Here is a 26,459-nt window from a genome sequence, read left to right on the forward strand (position 1 = left end):
CTGCTGCGTGGCGGGAGGCGCGGGTGCGCCGCTGGAGCGACGCGGCGGGCGGGTAAAAAGTGCACTGGACTGCCCCCCTTAAGTGAGACACGATAATTTCTGTGACAGGCATTTCGAGGATGACCTGTGGCAGCAAGAGGGAAGAACCGTCAGTTTCCGACGGCTTACAAACTGAAGGCGATCAAGCGCGTCGAGCGAGGCGAAGGCGTTCTGCCTGTGGCTCGCGAGCTTGGGATATCTCGCAAGATCCTGCATGACTGGATCAAGGCCTGGAAGGCGCAAGGACCCGAGGGATTGAACCGCAAGCGAGGGCCGAAGCCCGGCCCCCGGAAGCTCAAAGCTACGGCAACCTATGACGACAAGCGGTCTGCGCTGACGCGCGCAAATGCTCGCATCGCCGAACTCGAACGGCTTGTCGGCCGTCAGCAGATGGATCTCGATTTTTTTTCGGCAAGCCTTGCGCGCATTGGAGCGGCCGGCAGCGCAAGGCAGACCCGCACCCGCATCATCGAAGTCATCCAAGCCATGACATCGGAGGCAACGGAGTTCCACGCCGACGTGCAACGGCTCTGCGGTCTGGCCGGCCTGCCACGCGCGACCTACTACCGGCATCTCAACAAACGCAGTCGTGAGACCGCCGACTGCGAGCTACGCGACCAGATCCAACGCATTTGCCTGAAGCATCCGTTCTACGGCTACCGGCATGGTCGTTAATGCCAAGAAGGTGCTCAGGCTCGTGCGCGAGGACAATCTTCTCGCACAGCGCAAGGCGCCCTGAAGCCGCCTGCAGAGCGACCAAGGGACATTGTCGTGGTGCCCAATCTCGTGCGCGGCCTGGTGCCGTCCGCTCCCGATCAGATCGGGGTCGCAGACATCACCTACGTCCATCTCGCCACGACCTTCGCCTACCTCGCGGTCATCCTCGACGCCTTCTCGCGCAAGGCGGTTGGCTAGGCCTTCGAGAACACGCTCGATGCCTCGCTCGCGATTGCGGCATTGAACAAGGCCATCGAGGCCCGCAAGCCGCAACGCAGCAGCCTAATCCACCATTCCGACCGCGGCGTGCAATACGCGTCAATCGCCTATCGCCAAATATTAGCGGATCGCGACATCACGATCAGCATGAGCAGGCCGGGCAACCCCTTCGACAACGCCAAGGCTGAGAGCTTCATGAAGACGCTCAAGGCCGAGGAGGTCAACGGCAAGGCGTTCTCCGACATAAGAGACGCTCGCCGCCGGATCGATAGCTTCATTGCGGATGTCTACAACAAGGAGCGCCTGCACTCGGCGCTCGGCTATCGATCGCCTATTGAGTTCGAAGCCGCGTTCGCGCAAAACAAGGCACGATAGTCGTCGTGGCAACCCCACTGTCACAGAAATTATCGTGTCTCACTTAAGGGGTGCAGTCCAACACTGTCACCGAAATACGCCGGCGTGCTCGACGAGATGCGCGCGCGAGGGCGCTGCGTCGAAGGGATCACTGAAATATTGCGTCTCGTGCGCCACTCCGCCGTCGCGGAACTCCATGATGCTCACCACGTAGGAGGGGGCGCCATCATAGGTCAGGACCAGTTCGGTCACCCAAAGATCGCCGCTGCCCAGGATCCGCCGCACTGTGAAGCGCTTGTGGTTGGGCTGCACGAAGCGGCTTTCCTGAATGTTGCGCCGGCCGTGGATCCGCTCGCCCGATTGCGGATAATCCAGCACGGTATCGTCGCGATAGATGGCGTGCTCGGCCTCAAAATCATTTGCGTCCGATGCATCCCAATGGTGCTGCAGGGCAGCGCGCGTGGCGCGGTCATCCATGGCAATCTCCCATTCAGCTGCGCTCTCGTTGCAGAGCTACAGGCTGCATGCCGGAGAATGGAGCATCCTCGAGGCTTTCGCGCGTGGATGCGGGCATCCGCAGGCTTCGCAGAGGCTGACGCATCATAGGACGATGGCCGATGTGTCACCACTCCGATCCGAACGGGAGATGTGAGCGAGGTGACCCAGTCGCTGGAGAGAGTTCTCCGGGCCAGTAGCACCGCGCTGAGCTACGCGCGGCAACGACGCTGTCACGCTGGACGGGTGGCAATCCAGATCACGTGGCGGGCGCCGCCGCCACCGCGGCCGGTGGCGCGGATGTTGATCTCCTCGGCCGCGAAGCCGGCCTTGCGCAGGCGCGGGGCGAAACGGTCGTCGGGATGTGACGACCACACCGCCAGCACGCCGCCGGGACGCAAGGCGGCGAACGCGGTGCGCAGGCCGGTGGGATCGTAGAGCGCGTCGTTGGATTGCCGTGTCAGTCCCTGCGGGCCGTTGTCGACGTCGAGCAGGATCGCATCATAGGCGCCGCGTGCGGCGGCGATCAGCTTCACGACGTCGGCCTCGCGGATGTCGACGCGCGGATCGGCAAGGCTGGCGCCGGACAATTCGGCCATCGGCCCGCGCGCCCAGGCGATCACTGCCGGCACCAGCTCGGCGACGGTGACGCGGGCCTGCGGACCCAACACTTTCAGTGCCGCCCGCAACGTGAAGCCCATGCCGAGGCCCCCGATCAACAGCCGTGGAGCGGGCTCGGCCTTGATGCGGGCGCAGCTCAGGGTCGCCAACGCCTCTTCGGATCCGTGCAGCCGGCTGTTCATCAGCTCGTTCGAACCGAGCTTGATCGAGAACTCCTTGCCACGCTGCATCAGCCGCAGCGGCTCACCGCCGCCGGGCACGTCTGCGGTGTCGATCAGCTTCCAGGGAATCACGGGCGTCTCGCGTTAATTCGGTTGCGGCATTCCAGGCGACAGAGTCGCCACGCTGGAGCCTGCTTACCATGTTGCCCGCATCCCGTGCCAAGGGGCAGTCGCCACTCTCGCGACGACCTGCATCGCGTCGTTGCGCGTCATTGCGGTGGGGACACCAGCATCCAGGCGCCCGCGGCACTGCAAGCAATGCCGGCCGCGCGCGCGATCCACCGTCCGACCGGAGTCAGTTTCTCAAACAGCACGAGCAGGGTCAGAATGGCAATCCACATCACGCTCATCACCCCGCCGACGAACAGCAGCGCCATCAGAGCCCAGCAGCAGCCGACGCAATAGCCGCCGTGTCGAAGGCCCAGCAGCAGGCAGCCCTGCAGGTCGCCGCGAAAGCCGCCGTGGCGCATCAGGAACATTAGCGGCGACTGGCATTGGGCAAGGCAGGCGCTCTTCAGCGGCGTCCACTGATAAACGCCTGCCGCGATCAGCACGATGGCGCCGAGCAGATGGTTGTCGATCGCCATCCGCGAATCCAGCAGCGCAGTCCGCTCCACAAACCATTGCAGGCAGGTCGCCAGCAGCGAAAAGCCGCTCCAGGCGAGCAGATAGCCGGCCGCAAACCAGCCGGTCGCCGCGAACGGCTGGCCCCGCGCGCGACCGTGTCGACCCACACGGGCGTACATCAGGACCATGGGCGCGGCCGAAGGCGCCATCATCCCGACCATCATCACCGCCCACATCAGGAACACATAGGCGAATTCGATCGCGTGCCAGGGCTCGCTGGCCGGCAACATGATTCCGATGCCGGCCGGGATCATGCGAAAGCCGGTCATGTCCATGCCGCCCATGTCCATGTCGTTGGCGAGCCAGAGCACGTAGGCCCATGCCAGGGCGACCATGATCGCGATCGCGCCGCCCACGATCCAGCGATCACGCCGCAGCACGGCTTCCAGGGCGCTGCCCGTCATCTGCAAGGTGGGTTGGCGGCCTTGCCGCACGTCGCATCAGGCCTGGTTGGACCAACTGATCGACGCGTACAGGCCGTTCTTGCCGGAATTGTCCCAGCGCATGCCGTGATCGTTGTAGGTGTTGCCCGCAGCGCCGACGGCCAGCGCCATCCGGTCGGGGCTGACGGGATGGCCGATATTCACCCACATCTCACCGCTCGGATGCATGGTCGGCAGCGGATCGACGGACATGTGCAGAATGTCGGCGATGTCGGCGGACCGCGTCTTGCCGTCGATCCGGAAGGTGATGGCGACCTTGCGCACGCCGAGATTGGTACTGATCAGCGGCGTGAACGCAGCCATCGGGCCGCCCGCGGCGCCGGTGAAGATCGCGGCCATCGCCTCGGTCTGCTGGTCGTCGGCGCGCTGATCGATATAGGCGGCGATCGACCAGTCTCCCTCCGCCATCACGCCGGGCGCATGGAGCATCACCGCCGCGTTGAGGCCATCGAGCGCGACGTCGCCATAGCGGCCGGTTTCGATGTGGAACAGCAATGGTACGTTGCAGAACCCCTCGGTCGGTTGCGCGGTCAGGGGAGGGGCGGCCGACATGAGGCACGGACACAGCAGGCTGCAACTGCAATTCTCGAAATAGTCACCGGACAGGTGCCATGCGACTGGGTCTGCCATCGCTGTCTCCCGCTAGGCCGAACCGACAAATTGCTTTCGAATGCGCGATCTGCAGCTGAAAGCTACGCCGCATGGGGACGTGCCGCAAGCCCAGAAACGATGAGGTTCCGACTGCGATTGATCGCAGGGCCCGATGGTTATGGACGCCGATTACCCGCCCGTCACGCTCATGTGCCGGCTGACGCTCGGACGGTTGTGGCGGCGGTCGATGATGAAGTCATGGCCCTTCGGCTTGAGGCCGATGGCGCGGTCGATCGCGGCGCTGAGCTCCTCGTCGCTGGCCGAGGCACGCAGCGGCTTGCGCAGGTCGGAGGCGTCCTCGTGGCCAAGGCAGGTGTGCAGGGTGCCGGTGCAGGTGACGCGCACGCGGTTGCAGCTCTCGCAGAAATTATGCGTCATCGGCGTGATGAAGCCGATTGTGCCGCCGGTCTCGGCGACGCGGACGTAGCGGGCAGGGCCCCCGGTGGTCTCGTCGAGATCGGTCGTGGTGTAGGTCTGCGCCAGGCGCGCGCGCAGCAGCGACAGCGGCAGATACTGGTCGATGCGGCCTTCGCCGATCTCGCCCATCGGCATCACCTCGATCAAGGTCAGCGCCATGCCCTTGCCGTGCGCCCAGTCGATCAGCGAGGGGATCTCGTCCTCGTTCATGTTCTTCAGCGCGACCGCGTTGATCTTCACGGCGAGACCTGCGGCGCGCGCCGCCTCGATGCCGGCCAGCACACGGTCGAGATCGCCCCAGCGGGTGATGGCGCGGAACTTGTCAGGATCGAGCGTGTCGAGCGAGACGTTGATGCGGCGGACGCCGCAATCGGCGAGCTCGGCGGCATATTTGGCGAGCTGCGTCGCGTTGGTCGTCATCGTCAGCTCGTTGAGCGCGCCGCTCTTCAGATGCCGCGACAGCGAGCGGACCAAGCCCATCACGTTGCGCCGGACCAGCGGCTCACCGCCGGTGAGCCGGAGCTTCTTGACGCCCTTATGGATGAACGCCGAGCACAGCCGGTCGAGCTCCTCAAGCGTCAGCAGGTCGGCCTTCGGCAGGAAGGTCATGTCCTCGGACATGCAGTAGAAGCAGCGCAGGTCGCAGCGGTCGGTCACCGAGACGCGCAGATAGCTGATGCGGCGACCGAACGGGTCGGTCATCGGGCGCGTCAGGGCGGTGTCACTCAACGTCTCTGCGGTCATGAAAAGCCTTGGCTGGTGGCGGCCCAGGTGGCGGCGATGCCACGCGGCGGCCGCGCAAGCGCGGCCGGATGTCGATCTCACGACAATCTAATCATGATCGGCGCGCCTCACAATCATCGACGTGGATCCGTCGATGCTGCAATGCAGCTTCGCCCTGGCAGGTGGCGCGCGGGACGATGGTCCGCTACTGGCGTCCCGGTGCGGGGGCGGGGAAGGCTGAACCGGTGGTCGCGGGCGCCGCCGGCGCGGCGGCTGATTTCTGCGGCTTCGGCTTCTTCGGCCGCATGTGCTTGACGGCCTTCGGCGGCGTACCCGGCATCGGCTGCAGCTCGGCGACCACCGGGCTCGGGTCCATCACGACGGGCGGCGAGCTGTTGAAATCCCCGGTGTTGCGGATCACCTGCACCGGGATGGTCGCGGGCTGGTACCTGTCCATCGTGAAGGTGACGCTGAAGCCGGCATCGGGCGCCGGCACCGAGACCGAGCATGGCGTCTTGCAGCCCGGTCCGAGCGAGGTCTTGGCGTCGGCGCCCGGCGGCACCGAGTCGAGCTGCACCGGCACCTCGGGCGCTGCCATCTTGAAGCTGTCCATGGAGAAGGATGAGCACCCGGCCAAGCCGGCTCCCGCAACCGCAATTGCGATGACACGCCGCATCATGATGTCCGCCCCACAACCCTGCGGCCATCGGCCGCAATCCCAGGGCGACCATAGGAGCGTCAGAACAGCGGCGCAACTGCGGTCAACCCTATTCTCAACAGAACGTTAATGCACCGCAAGGTGCGGATTCAGGTCGACAGGGCAGTGGGTTAGGGTGCGATGCGGCAGTGGAATCGCAAGTCCGCTCAGGCGATCCTGAGCGATGGGCTGAGGGCCGTGACGGCCGCCGGCAGCTCGCGCATGTGGTCGATCAGGTGGTCCGGATTGAGCTCCGCGATCGGTACGTCGGTATAGCCGAAGGTGCAGCCGATCACCGGCACGCCGGCGCGGCGCGCGGCGCCGACGTCGGTGCCGGCATCGCCGACCATGATCGCTGCCCCGATCTCACCGCCGGCCTGCGCGATGGTCTGGCGCAGGATCGCCGGATCCGGCTTGGCGACCCCGAACGTGTCGGCACCGCAGATCGCGGCGAAGCGGGAGGACAGGCCGAGCTGGTCGAGCAACCGCTTCGACAGCCATTCCAGCTTGTTGGTGCACACCGCGAACTGGCAGCCGCGCGCGGCGAGGTCGTCCAGCGCCGACTCCAGCCCCTCGAAGGGACGCGATTCGACCGCGATGTTGTCGGCGTAGAAATCGATGAAATCGGTGGTGAGGCGGCCGATGTCATCGGTGCTGGCCAGGCGACCCTCCGCCTCCAGCCCGCGCTCGATCAGCTTGCGGGCGCCGTGGCCGATCATCTTGCGGGCCGAGGCCAGCGGCATCGGCCGCAGACCCTCGCGCTGCAGGATGTGGTTGAGCGCGCTGATGAGATCCGGCGCCGTGTCGACCAGGGTGCCGTCGAGATCGAAGACGATGGTGCTGGAGATGGGCATCGGTATCCGCTAGCGGCCGGCTCATGTCCTTGCAAGAGGCCCGCAATGGCTTTTTGTCCGATTTCGTGGCCGGCGAGAGCTAGGCCCCGCGTCAAAACATCGCTAGATATGCGCCGGCTTTCGGCCCCCGTCCGTGGGGGTCTCGGGGTGTGAAGGGCGGGTTCCTTGGTCGACATGGATGCATTGAAGCGGCAGGCGGCGGCGCGTGCGCTGGAGGAGGTCGAGAGCGGCATGAAGCTCGGTCTCGGCACCGGCTCGACGGCCAAGCATTTCGTCGATCTGCTCGGGGAAAAGGTGCGCGCCGGCCTCAAGATCGTGGGCGTGCCGACCTCGGAGGCGACAAGGGCGCAGGCGCAAGCGTGCGGCGTGCCGCTGACCACGCTCGATGAGATCGACCGGCTCGACATCACCATCGACGGCGCCGACGAGATCAATCCGGCGCTCGACCTGATCAAGGGCGGCGGCGGCGCGCTGCTGCGCGAGAAGATCGTCGCCAGCGCCTCGGATCGCATGATCGTGATCGCCGACGACAGCAAATGGGTGGCGCAGCTCGGCCGCTACCCGCTGCCGGTCGAGGTGGTTCCGTTCGGCCTCGCCGCGACCCAGCGCGAGATGAGTGACGCCTTCGCCACGGCCGGCGTGTCCGGGCCGATGAGCCTGCGCAAGTCCGCAGACGGCCACGTTTTCGTCACCGATGGCGGCCACTGGATTATCGACGTCCGCCTTGGGGAGATCGTGGATCCCCCGCGCCTGGCGGGTCTTTTGAGCGCAATTCCGGGCGTGGTCGAGCATGGGCTGTTCATCGGCCTCGGCAGCACGGCGATCCTGGCAGGCGCACAGGGAATTCGCGTTATCCAGCGGCCCTGAGCGCGGCACGAGGCTGTGCTCAGGGCGGCAACTCACAGGAGACTTGGAATGAAGAGCGTGTTCAGAATCTTGCCGGCCGCCGGAATCGTACTGGCCTTGGCCTCGGCAAGCCCGGTTGCGGCGCAGGGGCAGGCACCGGCGCTGAAGCCGGCCTCGCCCGCCTGCATGGCCGGCGCGCGCGAGATTCTGGGGATGAAGAACGCGGCTGCGATGTACGCCAATGCCGTCCCGGGCATCGTGCAGCAGACCAAGCAGGCGCTGCTGCAGTCCAATCTCAACTACCAGAAAGACCTCGACGAGGTCGCCGTCTCGGTCGCGCAGACCTATGCCGGCAAGGAGAAGGAGATCGGCGAGAAGATGGCGCAGATCTACTGCAACGAGTTCTCCGACCAGGAGATCGCCAACCTCGTCGCCTTCTACAAGTCAGCCATCGGCCAGAAGCTGCTTGCGGCGGAGCCGAAGGCGATCCAGATGAGCATGCAGGCGATGAACCTGTGGGCGGCGGAGTTTTCCGACACCGTCACCGCGCAGTTCCGCGCCGAGATGCGCAAGCGCAACAAGCCGATCTGAGGCTTGCGGCCGAAAGGCCAGGTCGGGGGAGAGATGGCTGAATTCGACGTCGACCTGTTCGTGATCGGTGGCGGCTCGGGGGGCGTACGCGCCGCCCGTATCGCCGCCGGCTATGGCGCCCGCGTGATGGTCGCCGAAGAATACCGCATGGGCGGCACCTGCGTGATCCGCGGCTGCGTGCCCAAGAAGCTGTTCGTGATCGGCTCGCATGTCCGCCAGGAAATCGCCGATGCCGCCGGCTTCGGCTGGACGATCCCGACCGCGACCTTCGACTGGCCGACGCTGATCAGGAACAAGGACAAGGAGATCGTGCGGCTCGAGGCGGCCTACACCAGCAACGTCGAGAAGTCTGGCGCCAAGATCGTCAAGACCCGCGCGGTGCTCGAGGACGCCCACACCGTGCGGCTGACGACCGGCGAGACCATCCGCGCCAAGTACATTCTCATCGCGACAGGCGGCGCGCCCAACCACGGCACGCCGATTCCCGGCATCGAGCACGTCATCTCCTCCAACGAGGCGTTTCATCTCGACGAGCTGCCGCGCCGCATCGTGATCCAGGGCGGCGGCTACATCGCACTCGAATTCGCCTGCATCTTCGCCAATTTCGGCGCCGACGTGACCGTCGTCTATCGCGGCGACAACATCCTGCGCGGCTTCGACGAGGACGTTCGCCGCCACGTCCGCTCCGAGATGGAGAAGGAAGGCATCACCATCCTGACCGGCTGCACGGTGACGAGCGTCGACAAGCACGGCCAGGACTACACCACGCATCTGTCGAACGGCTCCAGCATCGCCTCCGACAAGGTGATGTTCGCGATCGGCCGCCATCCGGCCGTGGCCAATCTCGGCCTGGAGAAGGCCGGCGTCGCCATCAATCCGAGGAACGGCGGCATTGCGGTGGATGCGTTCTCGCAGAGTTCGGTGCCGAGCATCTACGCGATCGGCGACGTCACCCATCGCTTCAACCTGACGCCGGTCGCGATCCGTGAGGGCCACGCCTTCGCCGACACCGTGTTTGGCGGCAAGACCGTTCGCGTTGATCACGCGGACATTCCGACTGCCGTGTTCTGCCAGCCTGAAGTGGGCACCGTCGGTCTCACCGAGACGCAGGCGCGCGAGCTGTACGACCGCGTCGACATCTACAAGACGAACTTCCGCCCGATCAAGGCGACGATGTCCGGCCGCGACACCCGCGTGCTGATGAAGCTCGTCGTCGACGGCGCCAGCGATCGCGTGCTTGGCTGCCACATCGTCGGCGACATGGCCGCCGAAATCACCCAGGCCGTGGCGATTGCCATCAAGATGAAGGCGACCAAGGCCGATTTCGACGCCACTATCGCGTTGCATCCCTCCGCCGCCGAGGAGCTGGTGACGATGCGCACGGTGACCGAGCGCCACATGCGGCAGGCGGCGGAGTAGGGCGCCAACTGCTTTTGGGGCTCGTGCGCGGCCGGCGCCCGTAGCGACTGCGGTGGGCCGGTGCTCACGGTCTGACGACGGTCCACACCGTGGCCGATCGGGCTTGCTGCCGTTGGAACCGCTCAGCGGTTGGAGAGCGACCAGCATGTCCCAAGATGATTGCCTTGCGACCTATCCGCCGCTGAACACCCTGAAGCCCGTTGCCGAGAACATCTGGATCGTCGACGGGCCCGTGATCCGCTTCGGCATTCCCGGGCTGAAATTTCCGTTTCCCACCCGCATGACCGTGGTGCGATGCGCCTCCGGAGATCTGTTCATCCACTCGCCCACGCCGTTGACGCCGGCACTGCGGGCCGAGATCGACCGGGAAGGCCGCGTCCGCGACATCATCGGTCCGAATCGCATCCACTATTGGTGGATCCCCGACTGGCAGGCGGCCTTTCCCGACGCGGCGATCTATCTGGCGCCGGGCATTCGCGCGAAGGCGAAGGGCCGCATCGAATTCGAGGGCAGGCCGCTGGATCGCAGCGGTGGCTATCCCTGGGATGATGAGATCGCGACCTTGCCCGTCGTCGGCAGCTATATGACGGAGGTCGTGTTCTTCCATCGCCCTTCGCGCACGCTGATCCTGACCGATCTGATGGAGAATTTCGAGCCGGCCAAGATCGGTGCCGGCTTGGCGCGCTACCTGAGCTGGATCGGGGGCGTCGGTCCGCCGCATGGCGGCCTGCCGCGCGATCTCCGGCTGACATTTACCTGGCGGCACCGACCCGAGTTGCGGGCCGCGGTCGAGACCATGCTGGCATGGCACCCCGAGCGGATCGTGATCGCCCATGGCGCCTGGCACCGGACTGACGGCACCGAGATCCTGCGCGAGGCATTCTGCTGGTTGCTTCGGCCTTGAACCGCCGGCTGGCCTCACGAGACCGGCCTTCGTGATGCCGTGCTTTTCTCGTCCCGCGACGGACGTATAAGCTCGTGCGATTGAGGTTGGCGCCAGGCATCCCTCGGCCGCGGAGGAGCTGGTGACGATGCGCACGGTGACCGAGCGCCACGTGCGGCAGGCGGCGGAGTACGTGGACGACCGCGACGCGCGGCCGGGTCAGGGGCCGGCTCGCCGGTAAAGCGCAAGGGCGCCGGCAAGGCTCAGCAGCGCGCCGCCGCAGATGCGATCGAGCCAGAGGGCACCGGAGCGCTTGAGGAAACGCATCGCTTGCGAGCCCGCGCTCGCGTAGGCGAGCATGATCAGGACATCGAGCATCGCGAAGGTGAGGGCCAGCGTGAGATATTGCGGCAGCTGCGGCGCGGACGGCACCACGAACTGCGGCAGGAATGCCGAGAAGAACAGATAGCCCTTTGGATTGGTGATCGCGACGAGGAAGCTTTTCAGAAACAGCGCGTGCGGCTGTCGTGACCCGTCCTTGCCGTCTGCGGACGCCGCAAGGTCGATCGACCCGCTGGACCGCAGCAGCATGAGCCCGAGATAGGCGAGGTAGGCCACGCCGATCCACTTCACGACCGAGAACCAGAATTCGGAAGCGGCCAGCAGCGCGCCCAGGCCGACCGCGACGGCGCCGATGAGGATGAAGTCCGAAGCCACCGCGCCGGCGATGCCGGCCCAGGCGCGGCGTACACCGACACGCGAGCCGTTGGTGAGGGCCAGCAGCACCGTCGGACCGGGGGTCGCGATCCCGATGAAGGCGACGATGGCGAAGCTGAAGAGCGTAAGAGCGTTCACGTCAGAATGGCCTCGTTGGCGGAAGACGCGCCAGTAGGGGGCGGTTCGGCCGCGAACGCAAGACGTTCCTTGGAGGCGGCCAGCGATCGTCTTCGCTGACGCACGCTCGACCTGCCGGATCGCCAAGAGGCTTGACTCCCTCCCGGAAAACGCCGCTGGGCGCGATTGCCCGTTCAGCGCTCCACCCGCGAGGCGGTCAACTTCGTCGCGACGTAGGGCAGCGCGAACAGATACAGCCCCGTGCCGAGCAGCACGATGAGCGGAATCAGCGCCAGCAGGCCGACCCACAGCGGGGCTTGCGTCTGCGTCATCGCGGCGATGTTGACGATGACGGCGACCGTGAAGGCGATCGATACCCAGCGATGGACCTGCCGGACGGTGTTGTTCCAGTTCAAGTGCTTCTCCCCTGATGACGTCGTGATGCGCACGCCTCAGCCGAGGCGCGCGACGCTCTGTTCGAGCGCATCGAAGAATTTCGGCCAGCCATAGCGTGCGCCCTGATAGGCGCGGGTCTGGTCGGCTGCGAAGCCGGTCTGCTCCATGCGCAGGTGCGTGCCCAAGGCGGTCGGCGTCAGCGTCCAGGTCACGATGCTGTCGAGGCCAGCCGCCGCCCAGGTGTAGGACAACGTCTTGTGCGGCTCGATGGTCACGACCTGGCAGTCGACGACGCCCCAGTCGGCCTTCAGCTTGAAGCGATGATCGACCGACGGCGCAAAGTCGTTGGTCATCAGCCACTCCGCGATCAGATGCGGCTGCGTCAGCGCGCGCCAGAGTTTTTCGGGCGGATGCGCGAATTCGCGCTCGACGACGACGGTGCGGGTTTCTGGCGCAGGTGAGCTCATTGATCCATCCTGTTGAGCAGAGTGTCGAGTTCGTCGAACCGGCTCTCCCAGAACGCAGCCATCCGGCTGGTCCAGTCGAGCAGCGGCGCCAGCGCCTTCGGTTGCGCACGGTAATGCGTCTGGCGGCCTTCGTGACGCTCCCGCACGAGGCCCGCCTGCTTGAGCAGGCCGAGATGCTTCGACACCGCCGGCTGCGATACGCCGGCCTTGGCCGTCAGCGCCCCGACGGTCTGCTCGCCATGCCGGCACAGGCCTTCGAAGATGGCCCGCCGCGTCGGATCGGCGAGGGACCGGAACAGGAGGTCGGGGGAGCGCGCCATTCAATCCATAACTCGTTGGTTATGGATATTCCCATAACCGTTCGGTTATGGATATGTCAAGCGCAGGCTTTGTCGGGGGGAGATTGATGATGTGATCCGGACGGCGTGGCCGCCCGGATCACTGCTCCTGCTCGATGCGATCAGGGCGTCAGCGTCCACAGCTGCGATCCCACCGCCGTGGCGGCGGTGGTCAGCAGCTGGTTGCCGACCGAGGTGCCGTTCTGGCTGACGACCTCGATGGCATAGCTGCGCAGCGCGATCGTGCCGGTCGCAGCATCATAGCGGAAGCGCTGGTTGTTGTTGCCGGTGCAGGTCCAGATGATCAGTTGTGCACCATCGCCATAGGTGCCGTTGTTGTCCAGGCAGTAGTGCGGATCCTGCATGCTGCGGATCATGCCGCTGGCGTCGTCGTAGCTCCAGGTCTGGTTGGCGGCGCCGGTGCAGTACCACTGGATCACGGCCGTGCCGTCGGCCATCGCGCCGCCATTGACGTCCATGCACAGCGCGGACGTGCGGTTGACGATGCGGACCGGCTGGCGCGATGGTGGCGCGGCGCTGGAGACCGGCGCGTAGACGACGCCGAGCTTGTCGATCCCGTCACCGGACCGGCCATGGAAGCCGGTGATCTGCCAGCCGCTCGGCGCGGCGTAGCTGGTGCAGGTCGCGGTGGTCGCGCCGCCCGCCAGCGTGCGGCCCGTGCTGGTGGTGAACGCAATCCGGAAGATGCGCGTATGGCCCTGGTACTGATCGCTGCACAGACCGACCGAGGTGAGATATTCGCCGCTGCCGAGCGTCAGGCTCTGCGCCGTGCCGCCGGTGCCGCCATGGCTGTAGACATAGCCGTTGGAGAGCGTCAGTTCGACCTGGTCGACCCGGCTTCCGGTGCGGATGGTCAGCTTGCTGACCGCGGGATCGGCGGGCAGCGCCGATGAATCATTGTAGCTCGTGCCATGCGGGCCGCCGAACTGATCGCTCAGCCTGCGGTTCGCGGCCGTCGAGAAGCTCCACTTCACCTCGATCGGGTGATGGTCGGAGAGCTGCGCGCCGCTCGAATCGAGCGCGTCCTGCCGGTCGACATAGGACGTGGCCTGCAGGTTGAGGACGCCGTTGTTGCGCCACAGCACCTTGTCGACGATCTCGCAATCCGGCCGTGCCGTCTGGGGATCGCCGCAGACCAATGCAGCGCCGATCGGAGGCACGCTGCCGCCGCGCATCGTCTCGATCCAGGCATCGCTGAAGCCGTGATGCAGGAATTCCCACATGTTCTGGCCGGCCCGCGTGTAGCGCGTGTTGGTGTCGCCCATCACCATGACGGCATTGCCGGCGGAATTCGCCTCGATGTAGCTCAGGATCTGCACCACGTCGGACTCGCTATAGGCGAGATCGGTGGAGGACGTGCCGGACTGGGCGTGCAGGTTGTAGAAGTCGAGATAGACGCCCTCGGCGAGGCGGGTGCGGACCAGGGAGAATCCCTTCGGCGTCAGCGCGTCGGAATCGGCCCGCTTGGTCCAGGTGACGCGATCGAGATCGTCGAACGCGTAGGTGCTGAGCGTGTTCATGCCGTCGCCGATTCCGGCCGTGCCCGAGGTCGGCGTGCGATACGGATGGTTGTCGCAGGTGTCATAGAGCGCGGCGTGCCAGAGAAAATCCTCCTGCACGTTGACGATGCCGAACTGGCGCAGGTAGCAGCTGATCACGCGCGAATGTGCGTCGCTGCCGCCGTTATAGGCGGTCGGCGTTTCCGCCACGTTGTAGGTCAGCGTGCTGAACGTTCCGTCGGCTGCGTGTAGCGCGCTGCCGAGCAGACTGGCGCATCCAAGCGCGATTGCGCCCGCCCATAGGCGAAGTGTCATTGGTCGAATCCCCTCGATGATGCCGGATAACGGGGCGCGCGATATCATCTGTCGCGTGTCGGCCTGATGACGGATCGATGCATGTTCTCTGCGCGGCGTGTCGGAACAGCGGGTGCAAGCTGGAGTTGCTGCGCTTCCGCACGGCCCTTTCGCCTGCGCTCTCCGATCGTCGGCGGCCATAGTGGCGGTTCGGGATGACGAGCGGAGAAAGGCCGACCAACCCCGCTTCTTCCGGCTCGCTGGGCGTCCTTGTCTTCCGTGAGATCAACGACGCGCTGTTCAGGAAGATCATCCTGAGCATTCTGCTGGCGTCAGGGCTGCTGCTGGCCGTCTGACGGGAGGGACGTCGTTGCTTGCTGAGCATTGCGGGTGATGGCCGATCACTCCACCCATCCCGTCGCGATGGCGTTGGCCCAGTCCGGCCGGCCGCCGCGTCGGGCAAGGGCGGCCATCGCTGTGCCGTCATAAGGCACGTCGCGAAACGTCAATGACCAGCATCCATCTCGGCGCTCTGCGATCGCATAGCAGGCGTCCGGCGTGCCAGTCTGCACGTGATAGCGCTTGGGCGTGGAGATCCGATAGCCCGGCAGCCCGACGCTGCCGGGATTGACGATCAGCCGGCCATCGCCGAGCCGGACGATGCGCGGAATGTGGCTGTGCCCGCACAAAATCAGCGAGGCATCGATGCCGGCGGCCCGCGCTTCGATGCTGGCAAGATTGCTTGGACGCGGTGTGTCGCCCTCCGTGATCCCTTCGAGCCAGAACGCCGCATCGTCGTCCGGGGCGGCGTGACACAGGAACACCTCATCGCGATACAGCAACGTCGCCGGCTGTGCCGCCAGCCACGCGACTTGCTCCTGCCGGAGCGCACGTACGTCCCCGCGGGACAAATCTCCGGCACGATGCCGATCGATCATATGCCGGTCCTGATCGCCCCTGACCGACGGGAAATCGCGTGCCATCAGCATCTCGGCCGTCTGTATCGGCGCGAGCGGGCCGCTGAGATGGTCGCCGAGATTGACGACGTCATCAATGCCAAGCGAAGCGATGTCGGCCAGCACGGCCGCCAGCGCGTCGCAATTTCCGTGGATGTCGGCGATGGCCGCAAACCGCATGAGAGCCTCCGTTCAGGGAACGGCGGGCAGGGCGTTGCCATGCAATGAACCGTTCGCTTTAGCTGCACTTTGAGACGCGCCCGCAAGCTGATGGTCAAATCGGCGCTTGGCACGATCAGTAGCACGCTGCGGATGAGGACGACAATCAGTGGGCCGAGGCCGGATGTCGCTACGCTCGCGGTTCTGTCGACGGCAAAAGCGGTCGTTCCGACGAAGATTCCTCTTTACGAATATCAGAAATCGTGCTCTATTGTGCGCATCCCGCCTCACTCGGAGGGGCGTTGCGCGCGATCGTCACGACACGCGGGGCGGGGAGCGATGGCCGCGAGTAAGCCGCAGCGTGTCTTCGGACACGCGGACGAACGGCTTGCGCGGACGTGAAGTCGCAGCGTGCTGACACCCCGATGCTGGTGTCCCACGCAAGGCGCGTAAGCGCGTTGCGTGCATGGTGGCCAACAAGCCCGGCGCACCAGGCAGACTGCGTATAAGCGTTAAGACTGTCGCGCGGGGAATGCCGGTTGATCGGCTGCACCTGTGGTACCTGCCGCCTGCACTTTCTTCCGCAGGCGGGCCATGGGTGAGGCCTTCACCCGGCATTCCCTGCGCCCTCCGACTTGATGAGGGTGAACGACATCAGCACAGCTCGGGCAGCACCTGCCGCGGGAGCGCTCGCTCGTGGGCCATGACGAACCGTTCGCTGCGTCAGCTTTCGAGCAGCCACTCTGCCGCGCTGCGCCACAGCGTGTCGCGATGCGCCGCGCGGAAGAAGCCCATATGGCCGATTGCGGACGCGCCGACGTCCTGCGGCGCGATGCTGAGCAGTTCCGGCGTGGTGCCCGTATAGCCGGCGCACAGCAGCTCGACCGCCGGCCGGGTCGCCCAGGGATCGTCGGCGAGGCACAGCGCCCGGACGGGACTCTTGAAGTTGGCGTAGTTGGCAAGCGGCAGCGATGCGTCATCGAACAGATAGCGCGGGCTCATGATCCAGCGCACCCATTGCAGGAAGACACCCTTCGGCAGGTCCTCGCCGACGCCACTCCAGCCCGGCGTGTAACCCAGCGCATGAGTCAGCGGGACGCCAACGCCGTTGAGCATCGTCGCCACGCGCCAGCGTTCGCCCGGGGCCATGAGCTTCCAATAGCCGGCCTGCGAGGCGATGAAGAGGGCGCGCGACACCTCGGTGTTGTTGGCGAGCAGGCCGAGCGTCTGGCCGCCGAAGGAGTGGCCGACATAGCGCAGCGGCAGCGCACCGTAGCGCGCACGCATCCAACCGACCGCGCCGGTGATGTCGAGTGCGGCCCAGTCGGTCATCGAGGCCGCAAAGCCCTTCAGGGAGAGGGGACGGCTGCCGCCGATCCCGCGATAGTCGTAGGTCAGAACCGCGCAACCCTGCTGGGCAAGATGAGCAGCGAAGCCGCGATAGATCCGGCGCGGGATCGCCGCCCCGGAATTGATCAGCACGGCATGCGCGGGTGTACCGCGCGGCGCGAACAGGGTGCCCGCGAGCTCAAAGCCGTCGATGGCCGCAATGGTCAGATCCTCACTCGAAACGCCATTGGATCCCGTCTCGCCCACGCCTCGTCCTCCCATCACGCGCCGGACCGCAGCAAAGTCAAATTCGGCTTGCGGTGCAAGCCCTTGTGTCTGCGCCTTAAATTCCAAGTGGCGGCGCGGAGGCAGGCTGTGTATAAGGCGCGCGCCGCAGTAGGGGATGAACGCGCGGTATTCGCAAGGGAGTTGAAGCCATGACCGAGCGCTGGAGCCCGGAGAGCTGGCGTTCCAAGCCGGTGCAGCAGGTGCCTGACTATCCCGACCAGAAGGCGCTGGCCGAGGTCGAGGCGCAGCTTGCGACCTTCCCGCCGCTGGTGTTCGCCGGCGAGGCGCGCAACCTGAAGAAGGCGCTGGCGCGGGTTTCGGCCGGCCAGGCCTTCCTGCTGCAGGGCGGCGACTGCGCCGAGAGCTTCGCCGAGCACGGCGCCAACAACATCCGCGACTTCTTCCGCGTGCTGCTGCAGATGGCCGTGGTCATGACCTATGCCGGCGCGGTGCCGGTGGTGAAGGTCGGCCGCATCGCCGGCCAGTTCGCCAAGCCGCGCTCGTCGCCGACCGAGAAGATCAATGGCGTCGAGCTGCCGAGCTATCGCGGCGACATCGTCAACGACACCGCCTTCACGCCCGAGGCGCGCATTCCCGATCCGCGCCGCCAGCTCGACGCCTACCGGCAGTCGGCGGCGACCCTGAACCTGCTGCGCGCCTTCGCCACCGGCGGCTTCGCCAATCTCGGCAGCGTGCATCAATGGATGCTCGGCTTCGTCAAGGATAGCCCGCAGTCGCGGCGCTACAAGGAGCTCGCCGACCGCATCTCCGAGGCGCTCAACTTCATGCGCGCCTGCGGCCTCGACCTCGAGAGCCATCCGGAGCTGCGTGCCACCGACTTCTACACCAGCCACGAGGCGCTGCTACTCGGCTATGAGCAGGCCTTCACCCGCGTCGATTCCACCACCGGCGACTGGTACGCGACCTCGGGCCATTTCATCTGGATCGGCGACCGCACCCGGCAGCTCGATCACGGCCATGTCGAGTATTTCCGCGGCATCAAGAACCCGATCGGCCTGAAATGCGGCCCGTCGCTGAAGCCGGACGAGCTGCTGAAGCTGATCGACGTCCTCAATCCCGACAACGAGCCGGGCCGGCTGACCCTGATCAACCGCTTCGGCGCCGACAAGGTCGGCGATCATCTGCCGGGACTGATCCGCGCGGTGCAGCGGGAAGGGCGCAAGGTGGTGTGGTCGTGCGATCCGATGCACGGCAACACCATCACCTCGACCTCGGGCTACAAGACGCGGCCGTTCGACCGCATCGTTGCCGAGGTGCGTGCGTTCTTCGCGGTGCATGCCGCGGAAGGCACCCATGCCGGCGGCATCCATCTCGAGATGACCGGCAAGGATGTCACCGAATGCATCGGCGGCGCGCGGGCGATCACCGATGAGGATCTCAACGACCGCTATCACACGGTGTGCGATCCCAGGCTGAACGCCGAGCAGTCGATCGACATGGCGTTCCTGATCGCCGAGTTGCTGAAGCAGCAGCGCGGCGGCAAGTCCGCACCGATGCCGGCCGTCGCGGGCTTCTGATGCTGCGCATCTGGCGCGCGACGCTCAACTCGCGCAACGGCCTGGCCTTCGCGCTCCGCTCCGAGCAGGCGGTGCGCGAGGAGGTGGTTGCGTTCCTGCTGGCGCTGCCGCTGGCCTATGTCGTCGGCGCGACGCCGATGCGCAGCGTCGAGCTGGTCTGCGCGGTGGTGCTGGTGCTGGTGGTCGAGCTGCTCAACACCGCGATCGAGAAGCTCGCCGACCGCCTCACCACCGAGCACGATCTGCAGATCGGCCGGGTCAAGGATCTCGGCTCGGCCGCGGTCGGCGTCGCGCTGTTGATGTCCGGCAGCTTCTGGCTGTTCGCGATCGCCGAGCGGCTTGGGCTGCTTTGAACGGGTTGAGCGATGGTCGCTGACATCTTCAGGATCACGCTGGCCCAGCTCAACTCGACGGTCGGCGACATCGCCGGCAACGTCGCCAAGGCGCGCGAGGCGCGCGCGAAGGCTTCGGCCGACGGCGCCGATCTCGTGGTGCTGCCGGAGCTGTTCATTGCGGGCGATCCGCCGCAGGACCTCGTCCTGCAGCCGGCATTTCAGGCCGCGTGCCAGGCCGCGATCGAGGCTCTCGCGCGCGAGACCGCCGATGGCGGGCCGGCGGTGCTGATCGGCACGCCCTGGATCGAGGACGGCAAGCTCTACAATGCCTGCGTGCTGCTCGACGCCGGCCGCATCGCCGCGACGCGCTTCAAGGCCAACCTGCTCGATGGTGATCAGAAGCGCCTGTTCACGCGCGGCCCGGCTGCCGGCCCGCTCAGCGCGCGGGGCGTTCGCATCGGCGTCGCGATCGGCGACGACATCTCGCTCGAAGAATCCTCGAACTACGAAAACGTCATCGAGACGCTGGCAGAAACCGGGGCCGAGCTCATCGTCGTGCCGAGCCGCTCATGCTACATGCGCGGCGGCGGCGACCGGCGCCTGTCGGCCGCCGTGGCCCGCGTCACCGAAAGCGATCTGCCGCTCGTCTGGCTCAATCAGGTCGGCGGTCAGGATGGCGAGGTGTTCGACGGCGCGTCCTTTGCGCTGAACGCCGATCTCTCGGTGGCGGCACAGCTCCCCGGTTTCGTCGCTGAAATCACGACCTTGGCATGGAGCAGGGGAGACGATGGCTGGCAGTGCCGGGGACCGGTCACCACGCTGATCGAGGGCGACGAGGCGGACTACGCGGCCCGCGTGCTCGGCCTGCGCGACCATGTCGAGAAGCACGGCTTCACCGGCATCGTGCTCGGCCTGACCGGAGGCATCGAATCCGCGCTGTCATTGGCGATGGCCGTCGATGCGCTGGGAGCTGCGAGGGTTCGCTGCGTGGTGCTGTCCGGGCCCGACATGCCGCAGGAGGCGCGGGCTATTGCAATCGCGGCGCGGCTCGGTGTCGCCGCCGAGGTGTTGCCGATCGCGGCGGCAGTGGCCGGCTTCGAAACGGTTCTGCCCGGTCCGCTGGCGGGCGGCGCCCGTCACGCCCTGCTGGCGCGCGTGCGCGGCACGCTGCTGCTGGGCTTGGCGAGTCTTTCTGGTGCGCTTGCCGTCGCTACAGGCGAGGAGTCGGATCGGAATGGCTGTGAGATCGGTGACGCGGCCGGCGGTGTCGCTCTGTTCGACGACATGTCCCAGGCCGAGATCGTTCGTCTCGCAGCGCTGCGCAATCGTTGGAAGCCTGCGAACGCGCTGGGACCGTCGGGCGAAGTCATCTCGCCCGATCTCGCTGGCCGCGCGTTCTCAGATGCGTTCGAAGGATGACCCGATGGTCCGGCGATCTCGCTCAGCGCGCCGGGATGAAGGTCGGTCCGACCGTGCGGATCTGCTTGTCGCCACCGGCGCCCGTGGTGTCCGCGGTCGCGGGCGCTGCGGCCTCGGCCGGCGCGGCACCCTTCCGGGCGGCGTTCGCCGGCGGCTTACCGGTCTGGCGCTGCTGCATCCGCTTGGCGCTCTCCTCGGTGACGATGATGTCGCCCTGCTGCTCGGCTGCGGCCTTGTCATCGATCGATTTCAGCGCGTCGGCCCAGGTCTGTCCCGCGGCCTTGCAGGAACAGCTCGGGTTGAACTCGGTGCGATACTTGAAGGCGTTCGGCAGCGCGGTGTAGGGCTGGCCGTTGACCGAGACCGCCTGGTTCATGTCCTCGCCGGGATTGCGATAGGTGAACAGCGTCGCGTCGGCGGCGGGGCATTGCGCCTTGCAGGCGCGCTCGTCGTCGGCGAAGCGGCCGGGAACGGTGGCGAACGAGATCGGGAAATAGGCGCCGTCGCAGCTACGTACGCACACGGTCCGGTAGGTGCCCTGCGGCGCCGCGAGATCGGCGCTCGGCGGGGGCAGCGATGCGGCCGGATTGCTGTCGGCGCCGCCGCCGAACAGGCTGGTCAGGAAGTTGCCGCCGCCGCCGCGATTGGCGTTGGCATATTGCTGGTACTGCGGGCCGCAATTGTTCTGGCCGAGCGCTGCCAGCACCGAGCGGCGCTGATTGTCGCGCTCACCACCAAACCCGCCGCCGCGCAGCCGCTCCAGGCTGTTGGTGATCTGGTCGAGATTGGTTCGCATCTGCTGGATCTGGTTGTTGACCGGAGCGCATTCCGCGGAACGGCCATTGAACAGCGAGAAGAAGCCGGTGCTGTCGCAGCCCATGCGCTTGGCCTGCATGCTGACGCGGTCGAGCTCGCCTTGCTGCTTGGCGGCCGCGTCCTGATAACGCCGGATCTGGTCCTCACGCGCGGGATCGCCGCCACCGCCGCGATCGATCGAGGCGAGCTGCGCTTCCAGACGCGGGCAGATCGGATTGACGCCGGCCTGCGGCCCGGGCTGGCCCGGCGGCATCTGCGCATAGGACTCGGAGCTGGATTGCGCCAGGGCGTGCGAGCCGGTCAGGGTCAATCCGAGCAGCGCAGAGACGGCCAACAGGCGCGGAGACAAGGATGCGATCAAGATGCGGTATTCCGGTCCATGGGTGCAGCCGCGGGACTAGCACAGAATTCGGAAAAATCGCGGCAGCGGCGGGCATCCCTTAGCCGCTTTGTCGGGCATCGTCACGTCGTTTCCGGGGCGCCGGGGTGGCGGGAACAGCCGTTCCCGGCCGTCTCAGCGCTGGCAGGTGATCGCGACGAAGTCGCTGCAGCCGCCATGGGCGCAGTTCGCGCCAGCTTTCGGCACCGATCCGGTGATTTCATCGGGGTCGACGCGGCGATAGGAGGAGGCCTGTGCAAAATCCCGTGATTGGCAGTACGACCGCGCGGCCGAGGCGCCGCATCGGTCGCCCTTGGCGAGGCACTGGTCGACGCCGTAGCCGTCGGCTTCGTTGGCGATGATGAAGATGCGGCTCTCCGCCGTGGCGGTGGTCGCGGCGGCGAGGAGAACACAGCAGGCGAGCAGCGCCGAGGAGATTCGCATGGTGCACCGGTGGGTGTAGGAGACAACTCATGGTTAGGCCCAAAAGGTTAAAAATGATTAACCATGAGGCGGGGCGCGAGCATTTGGGCAGTGAAAACGGCCGTTTTGCGGCTCTTGACGGAGACAGCCTGCTGCAGCATGGTGAGTTTCATGAACGGTTTCCTCGCCATCTGCTGCATTTGCCGCGAGATTACGCGCTAGCGATTCGCTGGCTGAGGCCGTCTTTTCTCAACAGAGATGATCAGGACGCCCGGCCGGCAGGTCGGAAGCGTGATTCGTGCCGTGGCGGCCCGCTCGCGGGCGGTCGTGCGGCGTAGGACACCCGTTGCGCTTCGTCATGGACTGTCGGTCCGGCGGGGCGGTGAGCACAGGGCATTCGGGGACGGACCATGGACTTGCGTTTGTACGACACCGCGTCGCGGGAGAAGCGCCCCTTCGTGCCGCTCGATCCCAACAATGTCCGCATGTATGTCTGCGGACCGACGGTCTACGACTTCGCCCATATCGGCAATGCGCGCCCGGTCATCGTCTTCGACGTGCTGTTCCGGCTGCTGCGCCATCTCTATGGCAAGGATCGCGTCACCTACGTCCGCAACATCACGGATGTCGACGACAAGATCAACGCGCGCGCCGCGCGCGACTTTCCCGGGCTGCCGCTGAACGAGGCGATCCGCAAGGTCACGGAGGTGACGGCCAATCAGTTCCACAGCGACGCGGCTGCGCTCGGCAGTCTCCGACCCACCTTCGAGCCGCGGGCCACCGATTTCGTGCTGCCGCGCCCTGATGGCAAGGCGGATATGGTGACGCTAATCCAGCAGCTGATTGCGCGCCGCCATGCCTACGAGGCGGGCGGAGAGGTGCTGTTCGATACCCGGTCGATGCCGGATTATGGCGCGCTGTCGGGCCGCAAGCTCGACGAGCAACTCGCCGGCGCGCGCGTCGCGGTCGATGCGCACAAGAAGAGCCCGGCGGACTTCGTGCTGTGGAAGCAGTCCTCGGAGGACGAGCCGGGCTGGGACAGCCCGTGGGGCCGCGGACGGCCGGGCTGGCACATCGAGTGCTCGGCGATGAGCGCAGCCTATCTCGGCGAGGTCTTCGACATCCATGGCGGCGGGCTCGACCTGATCTTCCCGCATCATGAGAACGAGATCGCGCAGTCGCGTTGCGCGCACGGCACGTCCGTGATGGCGAACTACTGGCTGCACAACGAGTTCGTCCAGGTCGAGGGCGCGAAGATGTCGAAGAGCCTCGGCAACTTCGTCACCATCCGTGACCTGCTGGCGGACTGGCCCGGAGAGGTGTTGCGCCTCAACATGCTCAAGATGCATTATCGCTCGCCGGCGGATTGGACGGTCAAGGGCCTGGAGGAGAGCGCGAAGACGCTCGACGACTGGTATCGCGTCGCGGCCGATGCGCCGGGCGAGCAGCCGGAGCCTGAGATCATCGCCGCCCTCGTCGATGACCTCAACACGCCGCTGATGATCGCAGAGCTGCACGCGTTGCGGAGCCGTGCGGCGTCCGGCGGCGAGGCGGATCGCGCTGCCTTTGCAGGCTCGCTTCGTTTTGCGGGCTTCCTGTCAGAAACCGTCGCGCAATGGGAAGCGCGAAAGCAGCAGGCCAAAGGCGTCGACGCCGCCAAGGTCGAGAGCCTGATCGCCGAGCGCACCGCGGCTCGCGCGCGCAAGGACTTCAAGGAGTCCGATCGCCTCCGCGACGAGCTCGCGGCGATGGGTGTCGTGTTGAAGGATGGCAAGGGCGCCGACGGCAAGCCGGTGACGACCTGGGAGATCGCGCGATGAGCAAGCCCGACACGCCGTTTCCGCGGCACTGGCTGTACTACATCCTGCTCAAGCTGGTTCTGATCGCGGGCGCAGTGGCGCTGGTCACGAAACTCTACGGGATGTGGTGACGCATGGGACAGGCTCTCCCGAGGCCCGCGCTGCGGCCGTTTCTTCCCGCTGATGCGCCGGTGCTGGCCGCGATCTTCGTCGCCAGCATCCAGGAGCTGACCGGTGACGATTACAGCGAGGAGCAGCAGGAGGCCTGGGCTTCCGCTGTGGACGATGAGACGGGCTTCGGCAAAAGGTTGGCGTCCGAGCTCACCTTGATTGCGACCCTGCAGGGCTCGCCGGTCGGCTTCGCCGCGCTGAAGGGAAACGATCACATCGACATGCTCTATGTCCATCCGAACGCGGCGGGGCAGGGCGTCGGGGCCCTGCTATGCGACGCGCTGGAAAAGCTGGCGGGCGCGCGCGGCACGACCGGTCTGTCGGTCGACGCCAGCGACACGGCGGTCGAATTCTTCCGCAAGCGCGGCTACGTCGCGCAGCAGCGCAACAGCGTCTCCATCAATGGCGAGTGGCTCGCCAACACGACGATGAAGAAGACGCTCGGCTCCGGGGGAGCACAGGCATGAGCACGGCAGGCACAAGCAGGGAACGACTTTATCTGTTCGACACCACCCTGCGCGATGGCGCGCAGACCAACGGTGTCGATTTCACGCTGGCCGACAAGCAGGCCATCGCGCGCATGCTCGACGATCTCGGCATCGACTATGTCGAGGGCGGCTATCCCGGCGCCAATCCGCTCGACACGGAGTTCTTCGCCGCCAAGCCCAAGCTCGGCCACGCCCGCTTCACCGCCTTCGGGATGACGCGCCGGGCGGGACGCTCGGTGTCCAACGATCCGGGCGTAGCAGCGTTGCTGGAGGCCAAGGCGGACGCGATCTGCTTCGTCGCGAAGTCATCCGCCTATCAGGTGCGCGTCGCGCTGGAGACCACCAACGAAGAGAATCTCGCCTCGATCCGCGACAGCGTGACGGCTGCAAAGGCTGCGGGGCGCGAGGTGATGCTCGACTGCGAGCATTTCTTCGACGGCTACAAGGAGAATGCGGAGTTCGCGCTGGCCTGCGCACGCGCGGCACATGAGGCCGGCGCGCGCTGGGTCGTGTTGTGCGACACCAATGGCGGCACCATGCCGCACGAGATCGAGGCGATCGTCGGCGAGGTCGTCAAGCACGTGCCGGGCGATCACCTCGGCATCCACGCCCACAACGACACCGAACAGGCGGTGGCGAATTCGCTTGCCGCGGTGCGCGCCGGCGTGCGCCAGATCCAGGGCACGCTGAACGGGCTCGGCGAGCGCTGCGGCAACGCCAATCTGTGCTCGCTGATCCCGACCTTGAAGCTGAAGACGGAGTTCTCGGATCGCTTCGAGATTGGCGTCTCCGACCACCAACTCGCCGGGCTGATGAAGGTCTCGCGGACGCTCGACGACATGCTGAACCGCGCGCCGAACCGCCACGCGCCCTATGTGGGCGAGAGCGCCTTCGTGACCAAGACCGGCATTCATGCCTCGGCCGTGCTCAAGGATCCACAAACCTATGAGCACATTCTGCCCGAGAGCGTCGGCAATCGTCGCAAGGTGCTGGTATCGGACCAGGCGGGCCGTTCCAACGTGATCGCGGCGCTGGAGCGTGGTGGCATTCCCTTCACCAAGAGCGATCCGAAGCTGACGCGGCTGGTCGAGGAGCTGAAGGAGCGCGAGGCCGCGGGCTATGCCTACGAGTCCGCCAACGCCTCGTTCGAGCTGCTGGCGCGGCGCACGCTGGGCTCGGTGCCCGAGTACTTCCGGGTCGAGCAGTTCGACGTCAATGTCGAGCAGCGCTACAACGCGCTCGGCGAGCGCGTCACGGTGGCGCTGGCCGTGGTCAAGGTCGACGTCGCCGGCGAGCGGCTGATCTCGGCGGCCGAGGGCAACGGTCCGGTCAATGCGCTCGACGTCGCGCTGCGCAAGGATCTCGGCAAGTACCAGGGCTATATCGATGGTCTGAAGCTGATCGACTATCGCGTCCGCATCCTCAATGGCGGCACCGAGGCGGTCACGCGCGTGCTGATCGAGAGCGAGGACGAAAAGGGCGAGCGCTGGACCACGGTCGGCGTGTCGCCGAACATCATCGATGCCTCGTTCCAGGCGCTGATGGATTCGGTATTCTACAAGCTGGTGAAGTCAGGTGCGCCGGGGTGAGATGGTGTATCCGTCATTGCGAGCGAAGCGAAGCAATCCAGGGCTGAATGCGCGATTCTGGATTGCTTCGTCGCTTCGCTCCTCGCAATGACGTGGAGAGGCCA

The 26,459-nt window shown here is 66.1% G+C and carries 30 protein-coding genes and 1 pseudogene; 15 read left to right on the plus strand and 16 right to left on the minus strand.

Annotated elements, in window-relative coordinates; genetic code table 11:
* Positions 1 to 126: 126 nt before the first annotated feature.
* From QX135_RS15355 to QX135_RS15365, 3 genes and pseudogenes are all read left to right on the plus strand, one after another.
* The gene (locus tag QX135_RS15355; protein WP_316234148.1) at positions 127 to 714 is read left to right on the plus strand and encodes a helix-turn-helix domain-containing protein; all 588 of its coding nucleotides are present in this window, start codon (positions 127 to 129) and stop codon (positions 712 to 714) included.
* A gap of 96 nt (positions 715 to 810) precedes the next feature.
* Entirely contained in the window at positions 811 to 954 is a 144-nt protein-coding gene (locus tag QX135_RS15360; RefSeq protein ID WP_316234149.1) for a hypothetical protein, read from the plus strand.
* Positions 955 to 981: 27 nt separating this feature from the next.
* Positions 982 to 1,350: pseudogene (locus QX135_RS15365) on the plus strand (transposase); the annotation flags it as partial.
* A 66-nt stretch (positions 1,351 to 1,416) separates the two neighbouring features.
* Here the strand turns inward: QX135_RS15365 and QX135_RS15370 are convergent.
* The 7 genes from QX135_RS15370 to QX135_RS15400 form a co-directional block, all read right to left on the minus strand.
* Entirely contained in the window at positions 1,417 to 1,806 is a 390-nt protein-coding gene (locus QX135_RS15370; protein ID WP_316234150.1) for a nuclear transport factor 2 family protein, read from the minus strand.
* 251 nt (positions 1,807 to 2,057) lie between these two features.
* Positions 2,058 to 2,738 (minus strand): spermidine synthase, encoded by a 681-nt coding sequence (locus tag QX135_RS15375; protein WP_315797628.1) that lies wholly within the window; start codon positions 2,736 to 2,738, stop codon positions 2,058 to 2,060.
* 137 nt (positions 2,739 to 2,875) lie between these two features.
* A complete protein-coding gene (locus QX135_RS15380; protein ID WP_315739722.1) occupies positions 2,876 to 3,697 on the minus strand; it encodes a DUF2182 domain-containing protein in 822 nt (273 codons plus the stop codon).
* 36 nt (positions 3,698 to 3,733) lie between these two features.
* A complete protein-coding gene (locus tag QX135_RS15385; protein ID WP_315739630.1) occupies positions 3,734 to 4,366 on the minus strand; it encodes a DUF1326 domain-containing protein in 633 nt (210 codons plus the stop codon).
* Between the two features lie 150 nt (positions 4,367 to 4,516).
* Positions 4,517 to 5,548 carry a GTP 3',8-cyclase MoaA gene (gene moaA, locus QX135_RS15390; protein WP_315739631.1) on the minus strand — a complete coding sequence of 344 codons (1,032 nt, stop codon included), beginning with the start codon at positions 5,546 to 5,548 and terminating at the stop codon, positions 4,517 to 4,519.
* 184 nt (positions 5,549 to 5,732) lie between these two features.
* Positions 5,733 to 6,125: a hypothetical protein gene (locus QX135_RS15395; protein ID WP_315739633.1), complete on the minus strand. Its 393-nt coding sequence runs from the start codon at positions 6,123 to 6,125 to the stop codon at positions 5,733 to 5,735.
* Between the two features lie 266 nt (positions 6,126 to 6,391).
* Positions 6,392 to 7,078 (minus strand): HAD family hydrolase, encoded by a 687-nt coding sequence (locus QX135_RS15400; RefSeq protein ID WP_315739634.1) that lies wholly within the window; start codon positions 7,076 to 7,078, stop codon positions 6,392 to 6,394.
* 174 nt (positions 7,079 to 7,252) lie between these two features.
* Between QX135_RS15400 and rpiA the strand changes: the two genes are divergently transcribed.
* The 4 genes from rpiA to QX135_RS15420 all read left to right on the plus strand — a co-directional run bounded on the left by rpiA (position 7,253) and on the right by QX135_RS15420 (position 10,838).
* Entirely contained in the window at positions 7,253 to 7,945 is a 693-nt protein-coding gene (gene rpiA / locus QX135_RS15405) for a ribose-5-phosphate isomerase RpiA (protein WP_315739723.1), read from the plus strand.
* A gap of 48 nt (positions 7,946 to 7,993) precedes the next feature.
* Positions 7,994 to 8,515 (plus strand): DUF2059 domain-containing protein, encoded by a 522-nt coding sequence (locus QX135_RS15410; protein ID WP_315739635.1) that lies wholly within the window; start codon positions 7,994 to 7,996, stop codon positions 8,513 to 8,515.
* Between the two features lie 33 nt (positions 8,516 to 8,548).
* Positions 8,549 to 9,934, plus strand: a complete 1,386-nt coding sequence (gor, locus tag QX135_RS15415) for a glutathione-disulfide reductase (RefSeq protein ID WP_316234151.1) — start codon at positions 8,549 to 8,551, stop codon at positions 9,932 to 9,934.
* A 145-nt stretch (positions 9,935 to 10,079) separates the two neighbouring features.
* Entirely contained in the window at positions 10,080 to 10,838 is a 759-nt protein-coding gene (locus QX135_RS15420; RefSeq protein ID WP_316234152.1) for a DUF4336 domain-containing protein, read from the plus strand.
* A 198-nt stretch (positions 10,839 to 11,036) separates the two neighbouring features.
* Here QX135_RS15420 and QX135_RS15425 read toward each other — a convergent pair whose 3' ends face one another.
* The 5 genes from QX135_RS15425 to QX135_RS15445 all read right to left on the minus strand — a co-directional run bounded on the left by QX135_RS15425 (position 11,037) and on the right by QX135_RS15445 (position 14,687).
* Complete coding sequence (locus QX135_RS15425) at positions 11,037 to 11,672, minus strand: LysE family translocator (RefSeq protein WP_315739638.1); 636 nt, start codon at positions 11,670 to 11,672, stop codon at positions 11,037 to 11,039.
* Between the two features lie 173 nt (positions 11,673 to 11,845).
* Positions 11,846 to 12,067 carry a hypothetical protein gene (locus tag QX135_RS15430; protein ID WP_315739639.1) on the minus strand — a complete coding sequence of 74 codons (222 nt, stop codon included), beginning with the start codon at positions 12,065 to 12,067 and terminating at the stop codon, positions 11,846 to 11,848.
* Positions 12,068 to 12,103: 36 nt separating this feature from the next.
* Complete coding sequence (locus tag QX135_RS15435) at positions 12,104 to 12,514, minus strand: SRPBCC domain-containing protein (protein WP_315739641.1); 411 nt, start codon at positions 12,512 to 12,514, stop codon at positions 12,104 to 12,106.
* The gene (locus QX135_RS15440) at positions 12,511 to 12,834 is read right to left on the minus strand and encodes a metalloregulator ArsR/SmtB family transcription factor (RefSeq protein WP_315739643.1); all 324 of its coding nucleotides are present in this window, start codon (positions 12,832 to 12,834) and stop codon (positions 12,511 to 12,513) included. Before QX135_RS15440 ends, QX135_RS15435 begins: the two co-directional genes overlap by 4 nt.
* 140 nt (positions 12,835 to 12,974) lie before the next feature.
* Positions 12,975 to 14,687 carry a jacalin-like lectin gene (locus QX135_RS15445; protein ID WP_315776902.1) on the minus strand — a complete coding sequence of 571 codons (1,713 nt, stop codon included), beginning with the start codon at positions 14,685 to 14,687 and terminating at the stop codon, positions 12,975 to 12,977.
* Between the two features lie 194 nt (positions 14,688 to 14,881).
* Between QX135_RS15445 and QX135_RS15450 the strand changes: the two genes are divergently transcribed.
* Positions 14,882 to 15,022, plus strand: a complete 141-nt coding sequence (locus QX135_RS15450) for a hypothetical protein (protein WP_315739645.1) — start codon at positions 14,882 to 14,884, stop codon at positions 15,020 to 15,022.
* Positions 15,023 to 15,067: 45 nt separating this feature from the next.
* Here the strand turns inward: QX135_RS15450 and QX135_RS15455 are convergent, their stop codons facing one another.
* Entirely contained in the window at positions 15,068 to 15,802 is a 735-nt protein-coding gene (locus QX135_RS15455) for a metallophosphoesterase family protein (RefSeq protein ID WP_316234153.1), read from the minus strand.
* 702 nt (positions 15,803 to 16,504) lie between these two features.
* A complete protein-coding gene (locus tag QX135_RS15460) occupies positions 16,505 to 17,377 on the minus strand; it encodes an alpha/beta fold hydrolase (RefSeq protein WP_316227494.1) in 873 nt (290 codons plus the stop codon).
* Positions 17,378 to 17,547: 170 nt separating this feature from the next.
* On the opposite strand from QX135_RS15460, the gene QX135_RS15465 reads away from it, so the two are divergent.
* The 3 genes from QX135_RS15465 to QX135_RS15475 are packed head-to-tail and all read left to right on the plus strand — an operon-like array spanning position 17,548 to position 20,690.
* Entirely contained in the window at positions 17,548 to 18,936 is a 1,389-nt protein-coding gene (locus QX135_RS15465) for a class II 3-deoxy-7-phosphoheptulonate synthase (protein ID WP_316180559.1), read from the plus strand.
* Positions 18,936 to 19,289: a diacylglycerol kinase gene (locus QX135_RS15470; protein ID WP_315739649.1), complete on the plus strand. Its 354-nt coding sequence runs from the start codon at positions 18,936 to 18,938 to the stop codon at positions 19,287 to 19,289. Before QX135_RS15465 ends, QX135_RS15470 begins: the two co-directional genes overlap by 1 nt.
* 12 nt (positions 19,290 to 19,301) lie before the next feature.
* Positions 19,302 to 20,690: a nitrilase-related carbon-nitrogen hydrolase gene (locus QX135_RS15475; RefSeq protein WP_316180557.1), complete on the plus strand. Its 1,389-nt coding sequence runs from the start codon at positions 19,302 to 19,304 to the stop codon at positions 20,688 to 20,690.
* A gap of 22 nt (positions 20,691 to 20,712) precedes the next feature.
* Here the strand turns inward: QX135_RS15475 and QX135_RS15480 are convergent, their stop codons facing one another.
* The gene (locus QX135_RS15480) at positions 20,713 to 21,867 is read right to left on the minus strand and encodes a DUF2865 domain-containing protein (RefSeq protein ID WP_315739651.1); all 1,155 of its coding nucleotides are present in this window, start codon (positions 21,865 to 21,867) and stop codon (positions 20,713 to 20,715) included.
* Between the two features lie 153 nt (positions 21,868 to 22,020).
* Positions 22,021 to 22,329, minus strand: a complete 309-nt coding sequence (locus tag QX135_RS15485; protein ID WP_315739652.1) for a hypothetical protein — start codon at positions 22,327 to 22,329, stop codon at positions 22,021 to 22,023.
* A 29-nt stretch (positions 22,330 to 22,358) separates the two neighbouring features.
* On the opposite strand from QX135_RS15485, the gene QX135_RS15490 reads away from it, so the two are divergent.
* The 4 genes from QX135_RS15490 to cimA all read left to right on the plus strand — a co-directional run bounded on the left by QX135_RS15490 (position 22,359) and on the right by cimA (position 26,355).
* On the plus strand, positions 22,359 to 22,646 hold the full coding sequence (locus QX135_RS15490; RefSeq protein ID WP_315758940.1) for a hypothetical protein: 288 nt from the start codon (positions 22,359 to 22,361) through the stop codon (positions 22,644 to 22,646).
* A 72-nt stretch (positions 22,647 to 22,718) separates the two neighbouring features.
* On the plus strand, positions 22,719 to 24,128 hold the full coding sequence (cysS, locus tag QX135_RS15495) for a cysteine--tRNA ligase (RefSeq protein WP_316180555.1): 1,410 nt from the start codon (positions 22,719 to 22,721) through the stop codon (positions 24,126 to 24,128).
* A 113-nt stretch (positions 24,129 to 24,241) separates the two neighbouring features.
* Positions 24,242 to 24,745, plus strand: a complete 504-nt coding sequence (locus QX135_RS15500; protein WP_315776894.1) for a GNAT family N-acetyltransferase — start codon at positions 24,242 to 24,244, stop codon at positions 24,743 to 24,745.
* Positions 24,742 to 26,355, plus strand: a complete 1,614-nt coding sequence (cimA, locus tag QX135_RS15505) for a citramalate synthase (protein ID WP_316180552.1) — start codon at positions 24,742 to 24,744, stop codon at positions 26,353 to 26,355. The genes QX135_RS15500 and cimA overlap by 4 nt, the downstream gene beginning before the upstream one ends.
* Positions 26,356 to 26,459: the final 104 nt, after the last annotated feature.

This window comes from Bradyrhizobium sp. SZCCHNR1098, assembly GCF_032489375.1.
GTDB lineage: Bacteria > Pseudomonadota > Alphaproteobacteria > Rhizobiales > Xanthobacteraceae > Bradyrhizobium.